This is a genomic window from Streptomyces sp. BA2 (genome assembly GCF_009769735.1).
Classification (GTDB): Bacteria; Actinomycetota; Actinomycetes; order Streptomycetales; family Streptomycetaceae; genus Streptomyces.
Genome location: NZ_WSRO01000002.1, coordinates 1,684,149 through 1,706,357 on the forward strand (window position 1 = coordinate 1,684,149; position 22,209 = coordinate 1,706,357).

17 protein-coding genes are annotated in these 22,209 nt (G+C 71.7%); 13 read left to right on the forward strand and 4 right to left on the reverse strand.

Annotated elements, in window-relative coordinates:
* Nucleotides 1-68: 68 nt before the first annotated feature.
* Nucleotides 69-407, forward strand: coding sequence for a helix-turn-helix domain-containing protein (locus tag E5671_RS10155; protein ID WP_160503520.1), 339 nt, complete (start codon nt 69-71; stop codon nt 405-407).
* Nucleotides 408-456: 49 nt separating this feature from the next.
* Here the strand turns inward: E5671_RS10155 and E5671_RS10160 are convergent, their stop codons facing one another.
* Nucleotides 457-1,038: a PAS domain-containing protein gene (locus tag E5671_RS10160; RefSeq protein ID WP_160510098.1), complete on the reverse strand. Its 582-nt coding sequence runs from the start codon at nt 1,036-1,038 to the stop codon at nt 457-459.
* Between the two features lie 182 nt (nt 1,039-1,220).
* On the opposite strand from E5671_RS10160, the gene E5671_RS10165 reads away from it, so the two are divergent.
* Nucleotides 1,221-4,460, forward strand: coding sequence for a bifunctional cytochrome P450/NADPH--P450 reductase (locus E5671_RS10165; RefSeq protein WP_160503521.1), 3,240 nt, complete (start codon nt 1,221-1,223; stop codon nt 4,458-4,460).
* Nucleotides 4,461-4,530: 70 nt separating this feature from the next.
* On the opposite strand, the gene E5671_RS10170 is transcribed toward E5671_RS10165, so the two are convergent.
* The gene (locus tag E5671_RS10170) at nt 4,531-5,106 is read right to left on the reverse strand and encodes a PadR family transcriptional regulator (protein WP_160503522.1); all 576 of its coding nucleotides are present in this window, start codon (nt 5,104-5,106) and stop codon (nt 4,531-4,533) included.
* An 82-nt stretch (nt 5,107-5,188) separates the two neighbouring features.
* Between E5671_RS10170 and E5671_RS10175 the strand changes: the two genes are divergently transcribed.
* The gene (locus E5671_RS10175) at nt 5,189-5,581 is read left to right on the forward strand and encodes a nuclear transport factor 2 family protein (RefSeq protein ID WP_160503523.1); all 393 of its coding nucleotides are present in this window, start codon (nt 5,189-5,191) and stop codon (nt 5,579-5,581) included.
* Between the two features lie 10 nt (nt 5,582-5,591).
* Here E5671_RS10175 and E5671_RS10180 read toward each other — a convergent pair whose 3' ends face one another.
* The gene (locus E5671_RS10180; RefSeq protein WP_160503524.1) at nt 5,592-6,542 is read right to left on the reverse strand and encodes a LysR family transcriptional regulator; all 951 of its coding nucleotides are present in this window, start codon (nt 6,540-6,542) and stop codon (nt 5,592-5,594) included.
* Between the two features lie 111 nt (nt 6,543-6,653).
* On the opposite strand from E5671_RS10180, the gene E5671_RS10185 reads away from it, so the two are divergent.
* From E5671_RS10185 to E5671_RS10200, 4 genes are all read left to right on the forward strand, one after another.
* Nucleotides 6,654-7,349, forward strand: a complete 696-nt coding sequence (locus E5671_RS10185; RefSeq protein ID WP_160503525.1) for a type 1 glutamine amidotransferase domain-containing protein — start codon at nt 6,654-6,656, stop codon at nt 7,347-7,349.
* 5 nt (nt 7,350-7,354) lie between these two features.
* Nucleotides 7,355-7,924: a TetR/AcrR family transcriptional regulator gene (locus tag E5671_RS10190; protein ID WP_160503526.1), complete on the forward strand. Its 570-nt coding sequence runs from the start codon at nt 7,355-7,357 to the stop codon at nt 7,922-7,924.
* 59 nt (nt 7,925-7,983) lie between these two features.
* Entirely contained in the window at nt 7,984-9,345 is a 1,362-nt protein-coding gene (locus tag E5671_RS10195) for an aldehyde dehydrogenase family protein (protein ID WP_160503527.1), read from the forward strand.
* 75 nt (nt 9,346-9,420) lie between these two features.
* On the forward strand, nt 9,421-9,819 hold the full coding sequence (locus E5671_RS10200; protein WP_160503528.1) for a MerR family transcriptional regulator: 399 nt from the start codon (nt 9,421-9,423) through the stop codon (nt 9,817-9,819).
* On the opposite strand, the gene E5671_RS10205 is transcribed toward E5671_RS10200, so the two are convergent.
* Complete coding sequence (locus tag E5671_RS10205; protein ID WP_160503529.1) at nt 9,814-10,536, reverse strand: TetR/AcrR family transcriptional regulator; 723 nt, start codon at nt 10,534-10,536, stop codon at nt 9,814-9,816. The two genes, E5671_RS10200 and E5671_RS10205, sit on opposite strands and share 6 nt — an antisense overlap.
* 124 nt (nt 10,537-10,660) lie before the next feature.
* Between E5671_RS10205 and E5671_RS10210 the strand changes: the two genes are divergently transcribed.
* The 6 genes from E5671_RS10210 (at nt 10,661) to E5671_RS10235 (ending at nt 22,205) form a co-directional block, all read left to right on the forward strand.
* Nucleotides 10,661-12,490, forward strand: a complete 1,830-nt coding sequence (locus tag E5671_RS10210) for a glycosyltransferase family 2 protein (RefSeq protein ID WP_160503530.1) — start codon at nt 10,661-10,663, stop codon at nt 12,488-12,490.
* Nucleotides 12,491-12,496: 6 nt separating this feature from the next.
* A complete protein-coding gene (gene galE / locus E5671_RS10215; protein WP_202121072.1) occupies nt 12,497-13,561 on the forward strand; it encodes a UDP-glucose 4-epimerase GalE in 1,065 nt (354 codons plus the stop codon).
* Between the two features lie 25 nt (nt 13,562-13,586).
* Nucleotides 13,587-14,957 (forward strand): UDP-glucose dehydrogenase family protein, encoded by a 1,371-nt coding sequence (locus E5671_RS10220; protein ID WP_160503531.1) that lies wholly within the window; start codon nt 13,587-13,589, stop codon nt 14,955-14,957.
* Complete coding sequence (locus E5671_RS10225; protein WP_160503532.1) at nt 14,954-15,916, forward strand: UDP-glucuronic acid decarboxylase family protein; 963 nt, start codon at nt 14,954-14,956, stop codon at nt 15,914-15,916. The genes E5671_RS10220 and E5671_RS10225 overlap by 4 nt, the downstream gene beginning before the upstream one ends.
* Nucleotides 15,917-15,921: 5 nt before the next feature.
* Nucleotides 15,922-17,598: a right-handed parallel beta-helix repeat-containing protein gene (locus E5671_RS10230; RefSeq protein WP_160503533.1), complete on the forward strand. Its 1,677-nt coding sequence runs from the start codon at nt 15,922-15,924 to the stop codon at nt 17,596-17,598.
* 182 nt (nt 17,599-17,780) lie between these two features.
* On the forward strand, nt 17,781-22,205 hold the full coding sequence (locus E5671_RS10235) for an aminotransferase class I/II-fold pyridoxal phosphate-dependent enzyme (RefSeq protein ID WP_160503534.1): 4,425 nt from the start codon (nt 17,781-17,783) through the stop codon (nt 22,203-22,205).
* Nucleotides 22,206-22,209: the final 4 nt, after the last annotated feature.

Below are 22,209 nucleotides of genomic sequence, written 5' to 3' on the forward strand. Positions count from 1 at the left end.
AATTTCCTTCGGGGCCCTGGTGCCGTACGGCACCAGGGCCCCTCGACGCGTTGGCATAACGAGGTGACATGACAGCAGATACCCCACTCAGTGGTCGTCTGGACGACGACGACTACCCCGCCTACACCATGGGGCGGGCCGCCGAGATGCTCGGCACCACTCCCGGCTTCCTGCGGGCCATCGGTGAGGCCCGACTCATCACGCCGCTCCGCTCGGAAGGCGGACACCGGCGCTACTCCCGCTACCAACTGCGGATCGCCGCTCGCGCCCGCGAACTGGTGGACCAGGGAACCCCCGTCGAGGCGGCATGCCGCATCGTCATCCTCGAGGACCAGCTCGAGGAGGCTCAGCGCATCAACGCCAAGTACCGCCGCGCCGCGTCAGAGTCGAGCGAAAGCCCGACCTGAGCCCCGCCCCTCCCGGCAGGGGCCACGCCACTCCCCCGGCAGGCCCGGTTCACGCGACCGGAGGCCACACTCCCGGGGCGAGAACCCCCAGCGCGTACGCCCGCGCCACCAGTTCCGTCCGGTTCGCCGCGCCCCAGCGCTCGGTCAGGCGGCGCAGATGGTAGGTGACGCCGTCCGTGGTGAGGCCCGTTCCGCGGGCGGCCTGAGCCGTGGTGGCGCCGCCTGCCAGCAGGGCCAGGATGCGAGCCTCGGCTGCCGTGACCGCTTCGGCGGGTGCCTGAGCGGGGGCGTGTTCCTCGCCCAGGACGCGCAGTAGCACGAGCAGGCCGGGGGTCTCGTCGACCGTGTCGCTCACCGGCTCCGCCGTCAGCTCGCCGTGGCGCCGCACCCCGTCGGCCGCCTCCCAGTGCACCGCGACCGGATAGCGCGAGCGGCGCCGCAGCCGCACCGCCTCGGCGATCCGCAGGACCTGTGTCTTCTCCTCGGGGCGGAACAGCTCCAGTACGTTGCGCTCGCGCAGGGTGCCGGAGGTCTCGCCCCACTCCGCCGCCATCGCCGGGTTGGCGAGGATGATCGCCCCGCTCGCGTCACAGACCGCGACCGGCATCGGGATGCGGTTGAAGAGGAGCATGGCGCGGTTGCGCCACAGCACGGAGTCCGCGGAGTCCACGGGGCGGCTCCTTCCGGGGCAGTCAAGAGCGGAACGTCGTTCTCCACTACACAATCATGTAGTGGTACGGCGCGGACCTGCGGGGATCGGCGATCAAGCTGATGAGCAGTGACTTCCGTACGGCGAAAGGCAGTTGTCACGCCATGCCCCCCACCACCACCGCACCGCTCTCCCAGGACGCAGGCTCCGACCTCTCCGACCTCGGCGGTGTACCGCTGATCGACATTTCCGCCACCGGGCCAGGGCCCGCCCCACTGCAGCAGGTCATGGAACTGGTCCGCCGCCACGGGCCCGTGGTGCGGCGGCGGCTGCACGGCCGCGACGCGCTGTTCGTCAGCGATCTCGATCTCGTCACCGAGCTCGCCGACGAGACGCGGTTCGCCAAGCACGTCGGCCCCGCCCTGGAGAACGTGCGCGAGTTCACCGCCGACGGACTGTTCACGGCGTACAACGACGAGCCCAACTGGGCCCGCGCGCACGACATCCTGATGCCCGCGTTCGCGCTGGGTTCGATGCGTACGTACCACCCGATGATGCTGCGTGTCGCCCGCCGGCTCGTCGAGTCGTGGGACCGGGGCGCGCGGGACGGGCGTCCCGTGGACGTTCCGGGCGACATGACCCGGATGACCCTGGACACGATCGGGCTCGCCGGGTTCGGCCACGACTTCGGGTCGTTCGAGCGGGCCGAGCCGCACCCCTTCGTCGACTCCATGGTCCGCTGCCTGGAGTGGAGCATGACGCGGCTGAGCCGTACGCCGGGCAGTGACCACTCGGCGGCGGACGCGGCCTTCCGGGCTGACGCCGACTATCTGGCGCGGGTGGTCGACGAGGTCATCTCCGCGCGGTCGGGCGACGCGCCGGGCGCGGAACCCGCCGATGACCTGCTCGGCCTCATGCTCAGCGCCGCGCACCCGGGCGACGGCACGAAGCTGGACACCGCCAACATCCGCAACCAGGTCATCACCTTCCTGATCGCGGGGCACGAGACGACGTCCGGCGCGATGTCGTTCGCGCTGTACTACCTGGCCAAGCATCCCGCCGTGCTGGATCTCGTGCGGCGCGAGGTCGACGCCCTGTGGGGCGACGCGGCCGACCCCGAGCCGTCCTTCGACGACGTCGGGCGGCTCACGTACACCCGGCAGGTCCTCAACGAGGCGCTGCGCCTGTGGCCGACGGCCGCCGCGTTCGGCCGACGCGCCCGCGAGGACACGCTTCTCGGCGGCCGCATACCGCTGCGCGCGGGCCAGGGCGTCACCGTCCTGACGCCGATGCTGCACCGGCAGCCCGTGTGGGGCGACAACCCGGAGCTGTTCGACCCGGCGCGCTTCACCGCCGAGGCGGGGGCGGCGCGCTCCCCGCACGCGTATCTGCCGTTCGGTACCGGTGAACGGGCCTGCATCGGGCGGCAGTTCGCGCTGCACGAGGCGACCATGCTGCTCGGGATGCTGGTCCACCGCTACCGCCTTCACGACCACGCCGACTACCGGCTCACCGTCAAGGAGACGCTCACCCTCAAGCCCGACGGCTTCACGCTCACGCTGACGCCGCGCACCGCCGCCGACCGCGTGCACGGCGGGCTTTTGGGCACAGCAACCCCATCGGCAGCAGCAGTGCCCGAAGCGGCCGATCTACCGGCGCGGGTCGTGCCCGGCACCCGCGCGCTCTTCCTGCACGGAAGCAACTACGGCACCTGCCGGGACTTCGCCGCCCAACTCGCCGACGAGGCCGCATCGGTGGGCTGTGAGACGGAGGTCGCGCCGCTGGACGAGTACGCCGGCGCGCTGCCCGCCGACCGTCCGGTCGTCATCACCGCCGCCTCCTACAACGGCCGTCCCACCGACGACGCCACGGCGTTCGCCTCCTGGCTGGACGGCGCCCCGGCGGCCACCGCGGAGAACGTCACGTACGCGGTCCTCGGCGTGGGCGACCGCAACTGGGCCGCCACGTATCAGCAGGTCCCGACGCGCTTCGACGAGCGGCTCGCGGAGCTGGGCGGCACCCGGCTCCTGGAGCGTGCGGCGGCCGATGCCTCGGGCGATCTCGGCGGCACCGTACGGGAGTTCACGGCGCGGCTGCGTACGGCGCTGCTCGAGCGGTACGGCGATCCCGACGCGCAGGCGACTCCGGAAGCCGCCGCTGCCCCGACGGCGTACGAGGTCCGCGAGGTGACCGGCGGCCCGCTGGACGCGCTCGCCGCGCGGCACGGCCTTGTCCCGATGACGGTCACCGAGGCCTACGACCTCACCGCGCCCGGCCACCCCCGCACGAAGCGCTTCGTACGGCTCGCCCTGCCCGACGGCGCGACCTACCGCACCGGCGACCACCTCACCGTGCTGCCGGCCAACGACCCGGCGCTCGTCGAGCGGGCAGCCGCCGCGCTCGGCGTGGACCTGGACGCCGTTCTCGACATCCGCGCGAGCAGCCCGCGCCGTGACGGTCTCGCCGTGGACCGCCCGCTGACGGTACGCCAACTTCTGTCCCATCACGTCGAGTTGCAGGAGCGGCCCACGGCGAGTCAGCTGGCCGTACTGGCGGCGGCCAACCCCTGCCCGCCCGAGCGGTCCGCCCTCTCCGCCCTGGCCGACGACGCCGAGGCCCGCGCGGCCGACGGGCGCACGCTGCTCGAACTGGTCGAGGCCTGCCCCGCCCTGCGCGGCGCCCTGGAGTGGCCGCGGCTGCTCGACGTGCTCACGCCCCTGCGGCCCCGCCACTACTCGGTGTCCTCATCACCGGCGGTGCACCCCGGCCACGCCGACCTGATGGTGTCCCTCCTGGAGGCTCCGGCCCGCTCGGGCAACGGGCGGCTGTACCGCGGCACGGGCTCCGGCCATCTCAACGGGGTGCGGCCGGGCGACACCGTCCTGGCCCGGGTCCAGCCGTGCCGCGAGGCCTTCCGCATCGGCCACACGGACGCCGCGCCGGTCATCATGGTCGCCGCGGGCACGGGCCTCGCCCCCTTCCGCGGCGCCATCGCGGACCGCGTGGCGCTGACCGCCGAGGGAGCCCAACTCCCGCCCGCGCTCTGCTACTTCGGCTGCGACGACCCGGACGGCGACTTCCTGTACGCCGGGGAACTGCGCGCCGCGGAGTCCGCGGGAGCGGTCTCGCTGCGCCCCGCCTTCAGCGCCTCCCCCGTCGACGGGGTGGCCTTCGTCCAGCACCGCATCGCGGCGGAGGCCGACGAAGTGTGGGCCCTGCTGGCCGCCGGAGCCCGGATATACGTGTGCGGCGACGGCTCACGCATGGCCCCGGGCGTACGCGACGCCCTGCGCACGCTCCATCGCGACCGGACCCCGGGGGCCACGGCGGCGGACTCCGAACAGTGGCTCGCCGAGCTGACTGCGGAGGGGCGTTACGTGGAGGACGTGTACGCGGCCGGATAGGTGCGGCCCCGGCCAGGTGCGGCCCCGGCCAGGTGCGCCCCCGGCGCTCACGCCATCCGCTTCCGCCTCCTCAAGTGCCGCCCTTGTGGGCGTAGTCGAGCCGTCGGTCGAGGATCTCCAGGACCCGCTCGCCCCAGCGCAGGTTCGACTCCTCCAGGGACCTGCCCGCCATCAGCGTGAGGTAGGGGCCGACGCGCTCGGCCTCGCGGAGGTACGCCTCCTCCTCGCGGCCGCCGAGGAGGTGGAGGCGCAGCCGTTCGTACCGGGCGAGCTTGCCGCGCGACCACGCCATGCGCTCCTCGATCAGCGCGCGGGTGGCTGCCGGGTCGCCGCCGTCCATGGCCTGCACCTTGACCATGAGCTCGTCCCGGATGGCGATGGGCCGGGGCGGCTCGGCGGCGAAGGCGTGCAGATCCCGCCGCCCGGCGTCGGTGAGCGTGAACATCCGCTTGTTCGGCCTGCGTTCCTGTTGCACGACGCGCGCGGCGATCAGGCCGTCGGCGGCCAGTCGCTCCAGCTCGCGGTAGAGCTGCTGGGGGGTCGCGGACCAGAAGTTCGACACGGACACGTCGAAGATCTTGGCCAGGTCGTAGCCGGACGACTCGCCCTCCAGGAGCGCCGCGAGCACCGCGTACTTGAGAGACATCTGGACACCGTACACCGATGTGATTACCCTCCTTCGCACCTAGTCAACAAATTGACTACTGATCGCGATGCGAGGTTCGGGTATGCAGGCTTTCCGCAAGGCCGTCGAGGCCGACGATCATGCTGCCGTCGAGGCGCTCCTGGCCGAGGACGTCGTCTTCTCCAGCCCGGTCGTCTTCCGCCCCTACCCGGGCAGGGCGACGACCGCCGCGATCCTGCGCGGCGTCACGAGGGTCTTCGAGGACTTCCGGTACGTACGCGAGATCAACGACGCCGGAGGGCGCGACTCCGCGCTCGTCTTCGAGGCGCGGGTCGGCGACCGGCAGATCACCGGCTGCGACTTCCTCCACGTCAACGAGGAGGGACTGATCGACGAGTTCACGGTGATGGTCCGCCCCCTGTCGGCCGCGCAGGCGCTCGCGGCGGCCATGGGCGCCCAGTGGGAGCGGATCACGCAGGAGGCCTTTGGCGCATAGCGCCCCGGGGTTACCAGGCGCGGGCCGACTGAACGAGGTGGTCGTGCACGAGGGAGACGTGGGGGTTGTCCGCGGATCCCGGGCGCCGCACCAGGAAGCCGGTGTTGATCGGGGCGTCCTCCGGGTCGTGGAGCAGGGTCAGGGTGCCGGCGGCCAGGGCGTCGCGGCAGAGGTAGCGGGGCAGCACGGAGAAGCCCGCGCCCGCCGTGACAGCCGAGAGCACGCCGCGCAGGTCGGGGACGGTGACGGAGGCCTCGCAGGTCAGCCGCTTGCCGAAGACGTGCCGCCAGTAGCGGCGGGCGATCGGCAGGTCCTCGGCGTAGGTCACCAGGGGGACGCCGAGCAGCACTCCGGGGCCGTCAGCGGCGATTCGCCCGGCGCCGCCGATGCGCTCGGCCCACGAGGGCGCCGCGACCAGGACGAACTCCTCGTCCGCCAGTGGCACGGAACTCAGGGAGCGCCCCCGGGGGCGGGCCGTGGCGATCACCAGGTCGTGCCGTCCCGTCCGCAGCTCGTCCAGGAGCCGGTCGGTCAGGCCCGTCGTCACGCGCAGCCTGACCCCCTTCTCGACCAGCGGCGCGAGCGCGGGCAGCGCGCAGTGGCAGAGCATCTCGGCCGGGCCCGCCAGATGGACGGGCTCCGCGGGGGCGCCGTCGAGGGGGCCGCCGTGTCCGGTGACCGCGGCGAGGGCGTCGAGAGGATCGACGACACGGGCGGCGAGCGCGTCCGCGTACGGTGCGGGCGCCACGCCCCGGGGCAGCCGCTCGAACAGCTCCCGGTCGACCTGCCGCTCAAGGGCCCGGATCTGTGTGGTGACGGTGGGCTGCGAGAGGCCGAGGAGGCGGGCCGCGGCGGTGAAGGAACCCGACCGGTACACGGCAAGGAACGTGCGCAGCAGGTTCAGGTCCAGCGGAGCTATTCCCGCCGCCCCATCGGACTCATTGGAATTCCTATCTCCCATATGGGTCAGCCTATTGGAATTCATTGGGTCGCCCCACCTACCTTCGAGGACAGCACCGACTGACGTCCTGAGCACAGAACGTCAGAGATTCCAGCCTCGGAGAGAGACACCATGTCCAAGATCCTGTTCGTCGTGACCGGCGCCGACCACTGGACGCTGGCCGACGGCACCCAGCACCCGACCGGCTTCTGGGCCGAGGAGGCCGTCGCGCCGTACGAGGCGTTCAAGGCCGCCGGACACGACATCGTCGTCGCGACACCGGGGGGCGTCGTGCCGACCGTCGACCAGGCGAGCCTCGCGCCCGAGTTCAACGGCGGCCAGGAAGGCGCCGACAAGGTCGCCACGACTCTCGCGGAGATCGCCGAGTTCCTGTCGCCGGTGAAGCTGGAGGAGGTCGACCTCGCGGAGTACGCCGCGGTCTTCGTCCCCGGCGGCCACGGCCCCATGGAGGACCTCGCCGTCAACGCCGAGTCGGGCAGGCTGCTCAGCGCCGCGCTGGAGATCGGCATGCCGCTCGGCGTCGTCTGCCACGGTCCTGCCGCGCTGCTCGCCGCCACCAAGGAGGACGGCTCCAACGCCTTCGCGGGGTACGGGCTGACCGGCTTCACCAATGTCGAGGAGACGCAGTCCGGCTTCGCCGAGAAGGCCAAGTGGCTGCTCCAGGACCGGCTCGTCGCGGCGGGCGCCGACTTCCAGGAGGGCGAGCCGTGGGCCCCCAAGGTGGTCGTCGACCGCAACCTGGTCACCGGTCAGAACCCGGCCTCCGCAGCCCCGTTGGCGGACGAACTGCTCAAGAAGCTGGCCTGACCCTCATGGGCACCGACCGGCTCGAAGAGGTCCTCGACGCCACCTACGACTCCCTCACCCGGTACGGCGTACGGCGCACCACGATGGACGACATCGCCTCCACGATGGGCGTGTCCCGGTCAGCGGTCTACCAGTACGTCCGCAACAAGGACGACGCCTTCCGCAAGCTCGCCGAGCGCCTGCACGCCGAGGCGCTCGCGCGGGCCCGGCAGGCGGCGGCCGACGACACCTCCGCCGCCGAGCGGATCCGGGGTGTCCTCGCCGCCAAACTCGACCTGGTCCTGCGCCTGGCCGGGGACTCACCGCACTCCGCCGAACTCCTCGACGCGAAGGCCCGCCTCTTCGGCGACATCTGCCACGGCTTCACCGGCTCGCTGCGGCGCCTGCTCATCGACCTGTTCTCCGAAGCGGGTACCCCGGCCACGGTGGAGCCCGCCGAGGCCGCCGACATCTGCATCTCCCTGGTCATAGGCCTGGAGTCCGTGTCCGACGGCCACCGGCTCTTCGGCCCCGCCACGGACGCGCTCCTGACCGGGCTTCTCGGATCGCCGGTCACCACGACGGCGCCCCGCTGATCACCCCCGTTTCACCCCCCATGCACAGCCGCTCCTGAAAACTCCCGAGGAGACCCCTCATGCACCGCCACCCCGACGTGCTCGACCCCGAAGCGTCCGATTCCGAAGTGCTCGACCCCGCAGCCCTCGCCGCCAAGCTCCGTTCCACCTTCGCCACCGGCCGCACCCGCCCCCTGGCCTGGCGCGAGGAACAGCTCACCCGGCTGCGCTCCCTGTTCACGGAGCACCGCGAGGACATCGCGGACGCCCTCCACGCCGATCTGCACAAGCCGCGCACCGAGGCGTACACCGCCGAAGTCGACTTCCCCGTAAGGGAGATCGACCACACTCTGGCCCATCTGGAGGAGTGGCTGCGCCCGCAGCCGCTCGCGTCCGGCGCCCTTGCGGGGCTGCCCGACGGCTCGACCGCCGGTACGCAGTACGAACCGCTCGGCACCGTCCTGATCATCGCGCCGTGGAACTACCCCGTCCAGCTCCTGCTCGTGCCCCTCGTGGGCGCGCTGGCGGCGGGCAACACGGCCGTCCTGAAGCCGAGCGAAGTCACCCCGGCCACCTCGGAGTTGATCGCACGGCTCATCCCGGAGTACCTGGACACGGACGCGGTCGCCGTCGTCGAGGGCGGCGTGCCGGAGACCACCGCGCTGCTGGCCCAGCGCTACGACCACATCTTCTACACCGGCAACGGCGCCGTCGGCCGCATCGTGATGCGCGCGGCGGCCGAGCACCTCACCCCCGTCACCCTCGAACTCGGCGGCAAGTCACCGGTGTTCGTGGACCGGGGCGTCGACCTGGCCGCCGTCGCCACGCGCCTGGCCGAGTCCAAGTTCCGTAACGCGGGCCAGACATGCGTCGCTCCCGACTACGTCCTGACCGACCCGGACACCGCGCCCGCCCTCGCCCGGGAGCTGCGCACGGCCGTGGCGCGGGTGTTCGGCACGGACCCCAAGTCCTCTGAAGCGTACGGTCGCATCGTGAACGAGCGGCACTTCGACCGGGTCTCGGCCCTCCTCGGCTCCGGGACGACGGCGTTCGGCGGGCAGAGCGACCGCGACGACGTCTACATCGCGCCGACTGTGCTCACCGACGTGAAGCCCGACGAGCCGGTGATGCGGGAGGAGATCTTCGGTCCCGTACTGCCGATCGTGAACGTCGACGGGCTCGACGAGGCCATCGCGTTCATCAACGACCGCGACAAGCCGCTCGCCCTCTACGGCTTCACGGAGAGCGAGACGACACGGCAGCGCCTCGCCGCGGAGACATCGTCGGGCGGGCTCGGCTTCGGCCTCCCGATGGCTCATCTGCGCGTACCCGAGCTGCCGTTCGGCGGAGTCGGCGAGAGCGGCGTCGGCAATTACCACGGCCCGCACTCCATCGCCACGTTCAGCCACCGCAAGGCCCGGCTCGACGTTCCGCTGGGGTGACTCCGACTCCCGGCGAGTATGCTCGGACCCTCACATTGATGTGATGGTCGAGCGAGGGGCTGCGAGGGAGATCGTATGCGGATCGGAGAGCTGTCGGAGCGGACCGGGACACCCCGGCGACTGCTGCGCTACTACGAGGAGCAGGGCCTCATCATGGCCGCGCGCTCGGCGAACGGCTACCGCGAGTACGACGAGCGCTTCGTGGACCGCGTCGTGCAGATCAGAGGGCTGCTCGACGCGGGCCTTCCCACCCGCATCATCAAGCAGATCCTGCCCTGCCTGGACAAGCCAAGGACCATCTACTTCCCGGACGCGACACCGGAGATGATCGCCACCCTGGAGCACCAGCGGGACCGCATGACCGAGCGCGTCGACTGCCTGGCCCGCAATCGCGACGCCATCGTCGAGTACCTCGACGCGGTGCGCGACGGCAATCCCCCGGACCGGGTGCCCCAGGAGCCCGCGGTCTCATGACCCGAGCAACGCGTCGAGCCCCGCGGCCAGTTGCTTCGGCCCGCCCCGCCCGTCCAGGGAGATGGCGGTGGCCCGCAGCCGCGGGAACTCCTGCGCGGGCATGCGGTGCAGGCCGAGCCGGAAGGCCGGGTCCTGTTCGCCGGGCTCGTCGTCCATGGCCCGCAGCTCGACGAGGAGATAGCCGAGCAGCCACGCCGTGAACGCCCGGTGGACCTGCACCGTGCGGCGGTCGCCCAGACCGGCGTCATGGAGCAGGGCCAGGACACGCTCGTCGCTGCGCAGCACGGCCGCGGGGCGGCGGGCCAGCGGGGTGGACAGCAGGCGGGTGGCGAGCAGGGGAACCATGTTCGGGTGCCGCAGGGCGACTCCGTAGGTGGCGAGCGCGATGCGGTGCAACTCACGACGCCAGTCGTCGGCCCGGGGCTTCGCCGCCAGATCGCCCTCCAGTTCCTGGCAGAACGCCTCGACCAGGCCGTCGAGGAGGGCCCCCTTGCCGGCCGCGTAACGGTAGAGGGCCATCGCCTCCACGCCCAGTTCCGCGCCGAGCTTGCGCATGCTCAGGCCGGAGAGCCCGTCGCGGTCGACGACCTCGAGGGCCGTGGCCAGGACGCGCTCCCTGCTGAGGCGTCCGTAGCGCCCGCGGTCGCTGGCGCGCCGCCCCTCGGCCGCGTCCGTCGCTTTCCCTTTCGGCTTCTCTTTCGGCGTCTCTTTCGGCATGTCCGCCACCTCCGCCTCTCTGGCCCCCTTGACCACAGAGAGCATCGGGTGCAAAGTCGTACATATACGGCGTAAACGTACGTAGTCAGCGTACAGCGTCGACCCCCCCCAGGAGCGTCGCGCCATGACGCACAGCGAGCCGATGTCGGCGGATCTGGTCCAGGTGGAGCGCGATCTCGCGCTGATGTCGGACGGCAACGTCGTCCGCGTCACCGCCGGCGGCCCCGTCTTCGGCCATCCGTTCCCGGTGCGCACCGTCCGGCCGACGACCTTCGTGCCCGCACTCCCCCGGCGCGACCGGGCGGCCCTCATGGTGATCGCCGTGAGCTGGACACTGAGCTTCGTGTGGTTCTGGTCCTGGTGGCTGCAGCCGGAGCACCGCGTCGGCTGGGCGGGCCTGATCGTCAACAGCGCGCTGCTGCTCTACCTCACCAGCCTCCCCTGCTACTTCTTCGTCACCGCCCTGCGCCTGCGCCGCGTCGACCCGGAGCTGCCGGTCCCCGCGCTCCCGGTCGCCTTCGCCGTGACCCGCGCCCCCTCGGAGCCCTGGCCCACCGCCCGGCAGACGCTGGAGGCGATGCTGGCCCAGGACTTTCCGCACCGCTACGACGTGTGGCTGTGCGACGAGGACCCGACCGAGGAGATCATCGCCTGGTGCCGCGCGCACCGGGTGCGGATGTCCTGCCGCCGCGGCGTGCTCCCGTACCACCGCGGCGACTGGCCGCGCCGCACCCGCTGCAAGGAAGGCAACCTCGCCTACTTCTACGACAACTGGGGCTACCGCCGCTACGACGTGGTCGCGCAGCTCGACTGCGACCACGTGCCCGCGGCGACCTACCTCGCGGAGATGGTCCGCCCCTTCGACGACCCCGCCATCGGCTACGTCGCGGCGCCCAGCATGTGCGACGCCAACGGCGCGAGGTCGTGGGCGGCACGGGGACGGCTGCACCGCGAGGCCGTCTGGCACGGCGCGGTGCAGCTGGGGCACAGCGACGGCCTCGCGCCGATGTGCATCGGCTCCCACTACGCCGTGCGCACCCGCGCGCTGCGGGACATCGGCGGCCTCGGCCCCGAGCTCGCCGAGGACTTCTCCACCACGTATCTGCTCAACTCGGCGGGCTGGCACGGTGCGTTCGCCATCGACGCCGAGGCGCACGGTGACGGACCGCTGACCTTCGCCGACATGATCACGCAGGAGTACCAGTGGTCGCGGAGCCTGACCACGATGCTCCTCGGTCTGCTGCCGCGTCATCTGCGACGGCTGCCCCTCATGCTGCGGCTGCGCTTCTCGTACGCCCTGGCCTACTACCCGCTCCTCGGCCTGATGATCACCGCGGGCCTCACGCTCCCGCCGATCGCCGTCCTCACCGGCCTGCCGTGGATGAACGTCAACTACGTGGACTTCCTGATCCACTTCTGGTCCATGCCCGTGTGGCTGCTCCTGACCCTGTACCTGATGCGCCGCCGCGGGATGCTGCGCCCGCGCACAGCCCCGGTGATCAGCTGGGAGACGTGGCTGTTCGCGCTCGCGCGCTGGCCGTTCGTCATCCTGGGTCTGTTCGGCGCCGTCTCGCAGAAGCTGCGCCCACGGCCCGTGACCTTCAAGGTCACACCCAAGGACACCGGTGGACCGCGGCCCCTGCCCGCCCGGCTCACTTGGCCGTTCGTCGCGCTGGCCGCCGGTCTGTCCTCCGTCGCCCTGGTGGGCGAGCTGACGAGCCCGTCGGCGGGCTATGTCTTCCTCTGTCTCCTCGCCGCCACGACCTACGCGGCCGTCGCCGTCGCCGTACCCCTGCTCCATGTGCGGGAGACGGCACGGGCCGCCGGCATCCCCTTCACCCGGGCACTGTCGACCGCGCGACTCCCGGTCGCCCTCGGTCTTCTGGCGTCACTGCCCGTCGCCACCGCCATCGTCTTCTACCCGGCGTACGTCGCCGCTGTCCTGGGCTGGTGAAAGGTCATGAGCGCACCCTCCACCATCCTCGTCACCGGCGGTGCGGGCTTCATCGGGAGCCACACCTGCGTCGAACTCCTCGACCACGGCTACGAGTTGATCGTGATCGACGACTACTCCCACAGCACCCCGCAGGTCTTCACGCGGGTGGAACGGATCGCCGACCGCTTCGTCGGCGCCGTCTATGAGCTGGACATCCGTGATCGGCGCGCCCTGTCGGCCGTATTCGACCGCCACTCCGTGGACGCCGTCGTGCACTTTGCCGCGCACAAGGCCGTGGGCGAGTCGACACGGATGCCCATCGAGTACTACGACACCAACCTCGGCGGCACGACAGCGCTGCTGCGGGTCATGCGCGAACACGGCGTGCACCAGCTGGTGTTCTCCTCGTCCTGTTCGATCTACGGCGACGCCGGGCGCGGCCCGCTTGACGAGTCGACGCCCGCCAGGCCCACCAATCCGTACGCGGCGTCCAAGTGGATGTGCGAGCAGGTGCTCGCCGATGTGTGCGCCCGCTGCCCGGAGTTCACGGTCCTCGCCCTGCGCTACTTCAACCCGGTCGGCGCCCATCCCAGCGGGCTCCTCGGCGAGGATCCGGGCGGGGTCCCCGACAATCTGATGCCGTACGTGGCGCAGGTCGCCGTCGGGCGGCGCGAGCGGCTCCCCGTCTTCGGCGACGACTACGCCACGCCCGACGGCACCGCGATCCGCGACTACCTCCACGTGATGGACACCGCCGAGGCCCACCGCGTCGCCCTCGACCACCTCGCCGACGGGCCGGGCCTGCGCGTGTTCAACCTCGGTGTCGGCACGGGCCGTTCGGTCCTCGACGTCATCACCGCGTTCGGCGCGGCCTGCGGCAGGGCCATCCCGTACCAGATCATGCCGCGCCGCCCCGGCGACGTGACCGAACTCGTCGCCGACGCACGCGCGGTGGCGCGCGCCTGGGGCTGGCGGCCCACCCGGGGGCTGCCCGAGATGTGCCGGGACGCATGGCGTTTCCAGCAGCTCAACCCCCATGGCTACGCCGGTCCCGGCCGGCGCCGGAACAACCAGCGGCAGGCCCCATGAGACCCGACGCGTAAGGAGCGACGTCATGCGGATGACAGTGATCGGCACCGGATACGTGGGGACGGTGCACGCCGCGTGCATGGCCGACATCGGCCACCAGGTCCTCGGCATCGACATCGACGCCGAACGGATCGCGGCCCTGTCGGCGGGCCGGGCGCCCATCCACGAGAGCGGCCTCGACGAACTGCTCGCCAGGACCGTCGCCTCGGGCAGGCTGCGCTTCTCCACCTCGCTCGCCGACGGCGCCGCGTTCGCCAGGACACACTTCGTGTGCGTGGGCACCCCGCAACGCCCCGACAGCCACGCCGCCGACCTCCGTTACGTGGACGCCGTCGTGGACGGTCTGGCCCCGCATCTGCGGCCCGGCAGCCTCGTCGTGGGCAAGTCGACCGTGCCGGTGGGCACGGCGGCCCGGCTCGCCGAGCGCCTTGCCGGGGCCGCGTCGGCCCCGGGTACGGAGGTCGCCTGGAACCCCGAGTTCCTGCGCGAGGGATCCGCGGTGCGGGACACCATGCGGCCCGAGCGCCTCGTCGTCGGCGTGACGTCGCGGCATGCCGAGGGGGTGCTGCGGGCGATCTACGCGCCGATGATCCTCGCCGGGGTGCCGTTCTTCAGCACCGACCCCGCGACCGCCGAGCTGGTCAAGGTGGCGGCCAACTCCTTCCTCGCCACCAAGATCTCCTTCATCAACGCCATGGCCGAGGTGTGCGACGCCGCGGGCGCCGACGCGTCGGTCCTCGCCAGGGCCATCGGCGCGGACTCGCGGATCGGTCCGCGCTTCCTCGCACCGGGGCTCGGCTTCGGCGGCAGCTGCTTCCCCAAGGACATCCGGGCCTTCGCCGCCCGCGCCGAGGAGATCGGCGCCGGTGAGGCGGTGGAGTTCCTGCACGAGGTCGACCGGATCAACACCCGGCAGCGCTCGCGCACCGTCGACCAGGCGCGCAGGCTGCTCGGCGGCTCGTTCACCGGGCGCAGGGCCGGGGTGCTCGGCGCGGCGTTCAAGCCGGGCAGCGACGACGTGCGCGACTCGCCCGCCCTGGTCGTGGCGGCGGCCCTCCAGGAGCAGGGCGCCACGGTCCGTGTGCACGACCCTGAGGCCATCGACAACGCACGCGACGCCCATCCCGAACTGACCTACGCCCTGGACGTCGACAAGGCGTGCGAGGACGCCGACCTGGTCCTGCATCTCACCGACTGGCCCGAGTACCGGGACATCGACCCCGCGGCACTCGCCACCCTCGTGCGCTCCCCCGTCCTCCTGGACGCCCGCAACAGCCTGGACGCCGGGTCCTGGTCGGCGGCCGGCTGGGCCGTGCACGCCCCGGGCCGCCCACGGCTCTGCGCGCCCGCTCCTTCGAAGGCCGAGACCGCCGCGCTCGCCGGAGGTGCGTCATGAGGGTCGTGGTGACGGGCGGCGGCGGGTTCGTCGGCTCCCATCTGTGCGAGGCCCTGCTGCGCAGAGGCGACACGGTCTACTGCCTGGACAACTTCTGCACCGGTGAACCGGAGAACGTCGCCCATCTGCGCGACGCGCCCCGCTTCCGGCTGGTCCGCGCCGACGTGACGACGCCCTTCGACGTGCCGGGCCCGGTGGACGCCGTGGCCCATCTCGCGAGCCCCGCGTCACCGCCGGACTACCACCGGCTCGCCGTGGAGACCCTGGCCGTCGGCAGCCGCGGCACCGAGAACGCCCTGCGCCTGGCCCGGCGGCACGGCGCCCGGTTCCTGCTCACCTCCACCAGCGAGGTCTACGGCGACCCCGAGGTCCATCCGCAGCCCGAGGAGTACTGGGGCCACGTCAATCCGGTCGGCCCGCGCAGCGTCTACGACGAGGCCAAGCGGTTCGCGGAGGCGCTGTCCATGGCGTACCGGCGCAGCCACGGCGTCGACGTGGGCATCGTACGGATCTTCAACACCTACGGCCCCCGGATGCGGCCGCACGACGGACGCGTGGTCTCCACCTTCGTCCGCCAGGCCCTGGCGGGCAGGCCGCTGACGCTCTACGGCGACGGCAGCCAGACCCGCAGCTTCTGCTACGTCGACGACCTCGTCCGTGGCCTCGTCGCGATGCTCGACAGCGACCGCGGCGGTCCGGTGAACCTGGGCAACCCCAGCGAGCGCACCGTCCGCGAACTGGCGGAACTCGTGCTGCGCATCACCGGATCGCCGTCGCGGATCGCGTACCGCCCGCTGCCCGTCGACGATCCGGCCCGCCGCCGCCCGGTGATCAACCGGGCCGTGGAGCAGCTCGGCTGGATGCCCCGGGTCCCGCTCGACGAGGGCCTGCGGCACACGGTGGCGTGGTTCACCGCGCGGTCGGCGCCGCGGCGCACGCGTATGCCGGTGGAGGCCTGATCCCCATGACCGGGAAAGCCGCGACCTCCGCCGTCGGGCGCCTCACCGCCCCCGGCGTCCTCACCGCCGCGATCGCGCTGATCGGCGCGAGCGGCTGTGCGGCCACGCCGCACTACGCCCCTTCGGCCGACACCAGCACGTACTACGTCAGCCCCGAAGGGGACGACCAGAACGAGGGTTCCTCGCCGGGGCAGGCCTGGCGTTCCCTCGCCCGTGCCGAACGCGTGGCGCTCGAACCCGGCGACCGGCTGCTTCTGGAGGGCGGCGCACGGTTCACCGGCACCATCACCCTGGGCAGTGCCGAAGCAGGCCGTGCGGACCGGCCCGTGGTGGTCGGTTCGTACGGCGACGGCCGTGCGACGGTTGATGCCGAGGGCTCCCCCGGCATCTCCGTGCACAACACCGCGGGCGTGGAGATCCGCGACCTCACCGTCACCGGGGATCGCGCCTCCTACGCCCGCGATGGTGGCATCAACCTCCACGCCGACCGTCCCGGCGGCGGAAAGCTGGACCGTGTCTCCGTCTCCGACGTGACCGTCTCCGGATTCCAGGTGGGCATCGCGGTCGGCGGCGTCGAGAAGGGCAACGGCTTCAAGAACGTGACGATCCGTCAGGCCCAGCTGCACGGCAACAAGGACGCCGGCCTCCTGACGTACGGCCCCGCGTTCGAACCCGGTCAACCGGCCTACGCGCACGAGGACTTCGACATCTCGGACGTCGACGCGTACCGGAACACCGGTGATCCCGGCGCGGACGACCGGCACACCGGTGACGGCATCATCCTCGGTGCCGTGCGCCACGCCACGGTGCGCGACTCCAGCGCCCACGACAACGGATCGAGGTCGTCCGGCGAGGCGCCTTCGGGTCCGGTGGGAATCTGGGCGTACGACGCCAAGGACGTGGTCCTTGAGCACAACACCGCCTACCGCAACCACACGGGATCCAAGGTCGACGGCGCCGGGTTCGGCTTCGACGAGAACGTCTCGGACTCGACGATGCAGTACAACCTGGCGTTCCACAACGACGGCCCCGGCTTCTACGCGTACACCCGCAAGGTGAACGGCGCGCACACCGACAACACGATCCGCTACAACATCACCTCCGACGACGGCCGCAAGCTGCCGCGCTTCGGCGGGCTCGCCGTCTACGGCCATGACGTGCGGAACCTGCGGATCTACCAGAACACCGTGGTGATGACGGCCCTGGAGAACGGGAAGAGCGGGCCGGCCCTGCGCCTGATGGACGGCCAGACAGGAGTCACCGTCCGCAACAACACCTTCGTCACCGACGGCTCTCCGCTGGCCCTGGCGGACCAGGGACTCACCGCCAAGAACGTCCTCGTGCAGGGCAACAACTACCGTGCCCCGCAAGGACAGTGGGCGGTGCAGTGGGGCGACCACGCCTACACCGGTCTCGACGCCTGGCGGAAGGCGACCGGCCAGGAACGCGTCGAAGGACGGCCCTCCGGCCTGACCGTCGACCCGTGTCTCGCCGGAGGCGAGCTGCCGTCCATCACCTCCCCCGATGACGCGCACCTGTTCGCCCCGGACTGCGCCGCTCTCGCGGACAAGGGCCTCGATCTGCGGAAGCTGTTCGGCATCGACCCCGGATCCGTCGACTACTTCGGCCGGCCCGTCGGTACGCCTCCGCCGGTCGGGGCCGCGCTGCCCACGCCGGACTGAAGAGGACCGAAGTGGGCTGACGCGGGCCGAAGATGCAGGCCTCCACCGCCCAGGCCTACGATCGAAGAGAGCGAGACCCCGGGATGACGCGTGATTCTCGGCCGGGTGTCCCTGCCACGCAGGGAGGCGCTTTGCCATTGCTTCGGGCACACCCTCGGGTCCCACCACGGGCACGTCGGCTCATGGCCGCCTACGTCGTCCTGGTCGTCGCTCTCACCACCGTGTACATGACGCTCCCGGGCCTGTGCGCCGCTCTCTGGGCCCTCATCGGCCTCGGTGGCGTCGCGGCCGTGCTCGTCGGTGTGCGCGTCCACCGTCCCGAGCACCGCTGGCCGTGGTGGGTGCTCGCGGCCGGGCTGCTCGCGTTCGCCGCGGGCGACACGTACTACAACGTGGTCGAGCAGTACTTCCAGGCGTCGAATCCCTTCCCTTCCCCGGCGGACGCCTGCTATCTCGCGGTGTATCCGCTCCTGGCCGCCGGCCTCTTCGGCCTCGTCCGCTACCGCTGGGCGGGCCGCGACCTGCCGAGTCTCCTCGACGCGCTGATCATCACCGGCGGGCTCGCGCTGCCCGTCTGGGTCTACCTCGTCCAGCCGCTCACCGAGGTCGAGGGCATGACCTGGACGCAGCGCGCCATCAGCATCGCCTACCCCCTGGGCGACGTCCTGGTCCTGGCCCTCCTCGCCCGGCTGCTCACCCCGGGCTTCGCGACCGGCCGCAATCCCGCCGTACGCCTGCTCGTGCTCGGCACGTTCACCCTGCTCGCCTTCGACATCGCGTACGGGATTCTGCAGCTCAACGGGTTGTGGCAGACCGGCACGCTTCTGGACATGGGCTGGATCGTCTTCTACACGGCGTGGGGCCTTGCCGCGCTGCACCCCTCGATGGTCGAACTGACCGCGTACACGCACCAGCGTCAGTCCCTGCTCCCGCCGCCGCGCAGACTCGTGCTCCTCGCCGCGGCCACCCTCATCGCCCCGGCGATCCTGCTCACGGAGGGCCTGCTCGACAGTGCCCACGACGCGGCCGTGATCGCCGCCTTCTCCGGCACCCTGTTCCTTCTGGTGATCCTGCGGCTCGCGGGCATGGTCGTGGTGCACCGCAAGGCCGTGGACCGCGAGCTGGCACTGCGTGGCGCGGCCGCCTCGCTGGTCTCGGCGAACACCGCGGAGGAGATCACCGGGACCTGCGAGACGACGGTCGCCGCGCTCTCCGGTCCCGGAACCCTGCCCGGGACCCTGCTCCTGGAGCCGGGCGACTGCCTGCCGGCGGTCCCCTACGCCGCACTCGACCTGCGCCGCACGCGTCTGGTCCGGGCCGCCACCCTCGGTCCGGAGATCGCGGCCCGTCTGGGGGCCTCGCAGTGCGCGCTGGTGTGCCCGATGATCCAGCGCGACCGTCCGGCCGGGGAGGAGCCGCCGGGGGTACTGATCGCGGGAGGCTCCGAGAAGCAGCTCACCGAGATCTGGGGCTCCCTGGAGATCCTCGCCTCGCACGCGGGCCTGGCCAAGGAGCGCATCGCGCTGCGGCAGGAGATCATCCGCCGGGAGAGCGAGGCGTACTTCCGCACGTTGGTGCGCAACGCCTCCGACGTCATCCTCATCGTCGACGACGACGACACCGTCCGGTACGCGAGCCCGTCCGCGCAGGCCGTCTTCGGGGACGTCCGGCTGATCGGGGCCGGACTGCCGGAGCTGGTGGACCCACGGGACAGGGACCGGGCCACGCGGGTGCTCGCGGCGATGCGCGGCGGCGAACAGCGGGAGCCCCACGACTACTGGTGGATGCCGCGGGGAGCCGGGCGCATCGAGGTGGAGGTGCGGTGCAGCGATCTGCGCCGGGACCCGACCGTGCGGGGGCTCGTGGTCACCCTGCGGGACGTGACCGAGCAGCGTCAGCTGGAGCACGAGCTCACCCAGCGGGCCTTCCACGACGCGCTGACCGGCCTTCCCAACCGGACGCTGCTCCTGGAGCGCATCGAGCGCGCGCTGCTGCGCGGCCGCCGGGAGTCGACGCTGACGTGCGTGCTCTTCGTCGACCTCGACGACTTCAAGGTCGTCAACGACACGCTGGGGCACTCGGTCGGCGACCGGCTGCTCGTCGCCGTCGGTTCCCGCCTCTCGCGGACGCTGCGTCGCAGCGACACCGCGGCCCGCCTCGGCGGCGACGAGTTCGCCGTCCTGATGGAGGACGCCAAGGAGCCCGTCGACGCCGAGATCCTGGCCGCGCAGATGGTGCAGGCACTCAGCAGGCCCTTCCAGCTGTCCGGCGACAGCGTGAGCGTCTCGGCGAGCGTGGGCGTGGCCACGGCCGTGGACAGCGTGAATGCCGAGGAACTCCTCGCCCACGCCGACCTCGCGCTGTACGCCGCCAAGGCCTCGGGAAAGCGTCAGTGGCGCCGCTTCCAGCAGCGGCTGCACGTACGCATGCTGGAGCGGCACGACCTGCAGGCGAGTCTGGACCGGGCGATCGCCGACAAGGAGTTCGCACTGCGCTATCAGCCCGTCGTGGACATCGGCCCGAACGGCAGCCCGGCGGGCGGTGCGCCGCACGCCGCCGAGATCGTCGGATTCGAGGCGCTGACCCGCTGGCCGCACCCCCGGCGCGGCCTGGTGCCGCCGCAGCAGTTCATCCCGCTCGCCGAGGAGACCGGGCACATCACGCCGCTCGGCGCCTGGGTCCTCGGCAGCGCCGCAGCGGACATCGCCGGACTGCAGAGCGCGGGCGCCTCTTCTGGCCGCCACCCCTACATCAGCGTCAACGTGTCCGCGCGGCAGTTCCGCGACCCGGGCTTCCTCGACGAGGTGCAAGGCGCCCTGGCGACTCCCGGACTCGCCCCGGGTTCCCTGCAGCTGGAGCTCACCGAGACCGTGCTGATGCGGCGTGACGGGCAGATCCAGGCGGTCATGCAGGCGCTGAAGGATCTCGGCGTGCGGATCGCGGTGGACGACTTCGGCACGGGATTCTCCTCGCTGCGCTACCTCCGCGAGTTCCCCGTCGACGTACTCAAGATCGACAAGTCGTTCATCGACGACATCGCCGACGACGCCCGGCAGCTCGCCCTCGTCGAGGGGATCGTGCACCTCGCCGACACGATGGGCCTCCAGGTCATCGCCGAGGGGATCGAGAAGCCCGCGCAACGGGATCTGCTGGCCGGGATGGGCTGCGGGTTCGGGCAGGGCTATCTCTTCGCGCGGCCGCTGACGGCCGAGCAGGGGGAGCACCTCCTGCGCAGGCGCCGGGGGCTCGACGGTGTCGCCGCGGGCCTCGGAGCAGGTCGGGGCCGCCGGGCCCGTGCCGCTCCTGCCCCTGTCGTCGCCCCGCCCGCACCGACCCTCCCGGAGAGGGAGACCACCATGAGCGAACCGGACGCCGAACTCCTGGGAGTACGGCGCGATCCGCGCTGGGGCGATCTCGACGAACTGCGGCGCACCAGCCCGATGAGCGACTGCGTCCTGGACGAGGTCCGCGGCCGGCACATCCGCAGCGCGGACCACTGGCTCATCGACTTCGCCTCCTGCAACTACCTGGGCTTCGACTGCGACCCGGAGATCATCGACGCCATCGAACCCGCCGTACGCCGCTGGGGAACCCACCCCAGCTGGTCCCGGCTCCTGGGCAGCCCCCGGCTCTACCCCGAGATCGAGGAACGCCTCGCCGCGCTGCTCGGGGCGCCGGACACCCTGCTGCTCCCCACGGCCACGCTGATCCACGCCTCGGTCATCCCCGTCCTCGCCGCCGAGGGACACGTCTTCGTCGAGGCAGCGGCACACCGCACCGTGTACGACGGCTGTGTCTCGGCCCGCGGGCAGGGCGCGACGCTGCGGCGGTTCCACGCCGAGCGCCCCGACGAACTGGCCGACCTGCTGCGGGCGGTACCGAACGGTTCGCCCCGCCTGGTCTGCCTCGACGGCGTCAACAGCATGAGCGGGAACATCGCCGACGTGCCCGAACTCGCCGGTATCTGCCGGGACTTCGACGCCACGCTCTACATCGACGACACCCACGGGTTCGGCGTCATCGGGGAGCGCGGCGCCGACGAACCGTGCCCCTATGGATTTCGCGGCAACAGCGTCGTGCGGCACACGGGAGAGACGTACGACAACATCGTCCTCGTCGGCGGCTTCTCCAAGGCCTACTCGTCGCTCCTCGCGTTTCTCGCCCTGCCGCCCTGGCTCAAGGACCACCTGAAGGTCGCCGCCGCCCCCTATCTGTACTCCGGGCCCTCGCCCACGGCCTCGCTGGCGACCGCGCTCGCCGGTCTTGAGGTCAATGACCGGCGCGGCGACGCCATCCGTGCCGATCTGCACCGCAAGACCGTCCGGGTGCTCGACCACGTGGCCGGGCTCGGCCTGGGAACGCTCAACTCCGATCAGCTGCCGATCGTGGAGATCCCCCTGGTCAACGCGTCGGACCTGGACGCGGTGGCCGACTTCCTGTGGGAGCAGGGCATCTATGTGACCCTGGCGGCCTATCCGCTCGTGCCGCACGACCGCGTGGGTTTCCGCGTGCAGCTCACGGCCCTGAACTCCGACGACGACATCGACCGGCTCAACGCCGCCCTGACGCGCCTGTCCGAACGGTTCCCGCTGCGGCCGGGGAGCTGACCCG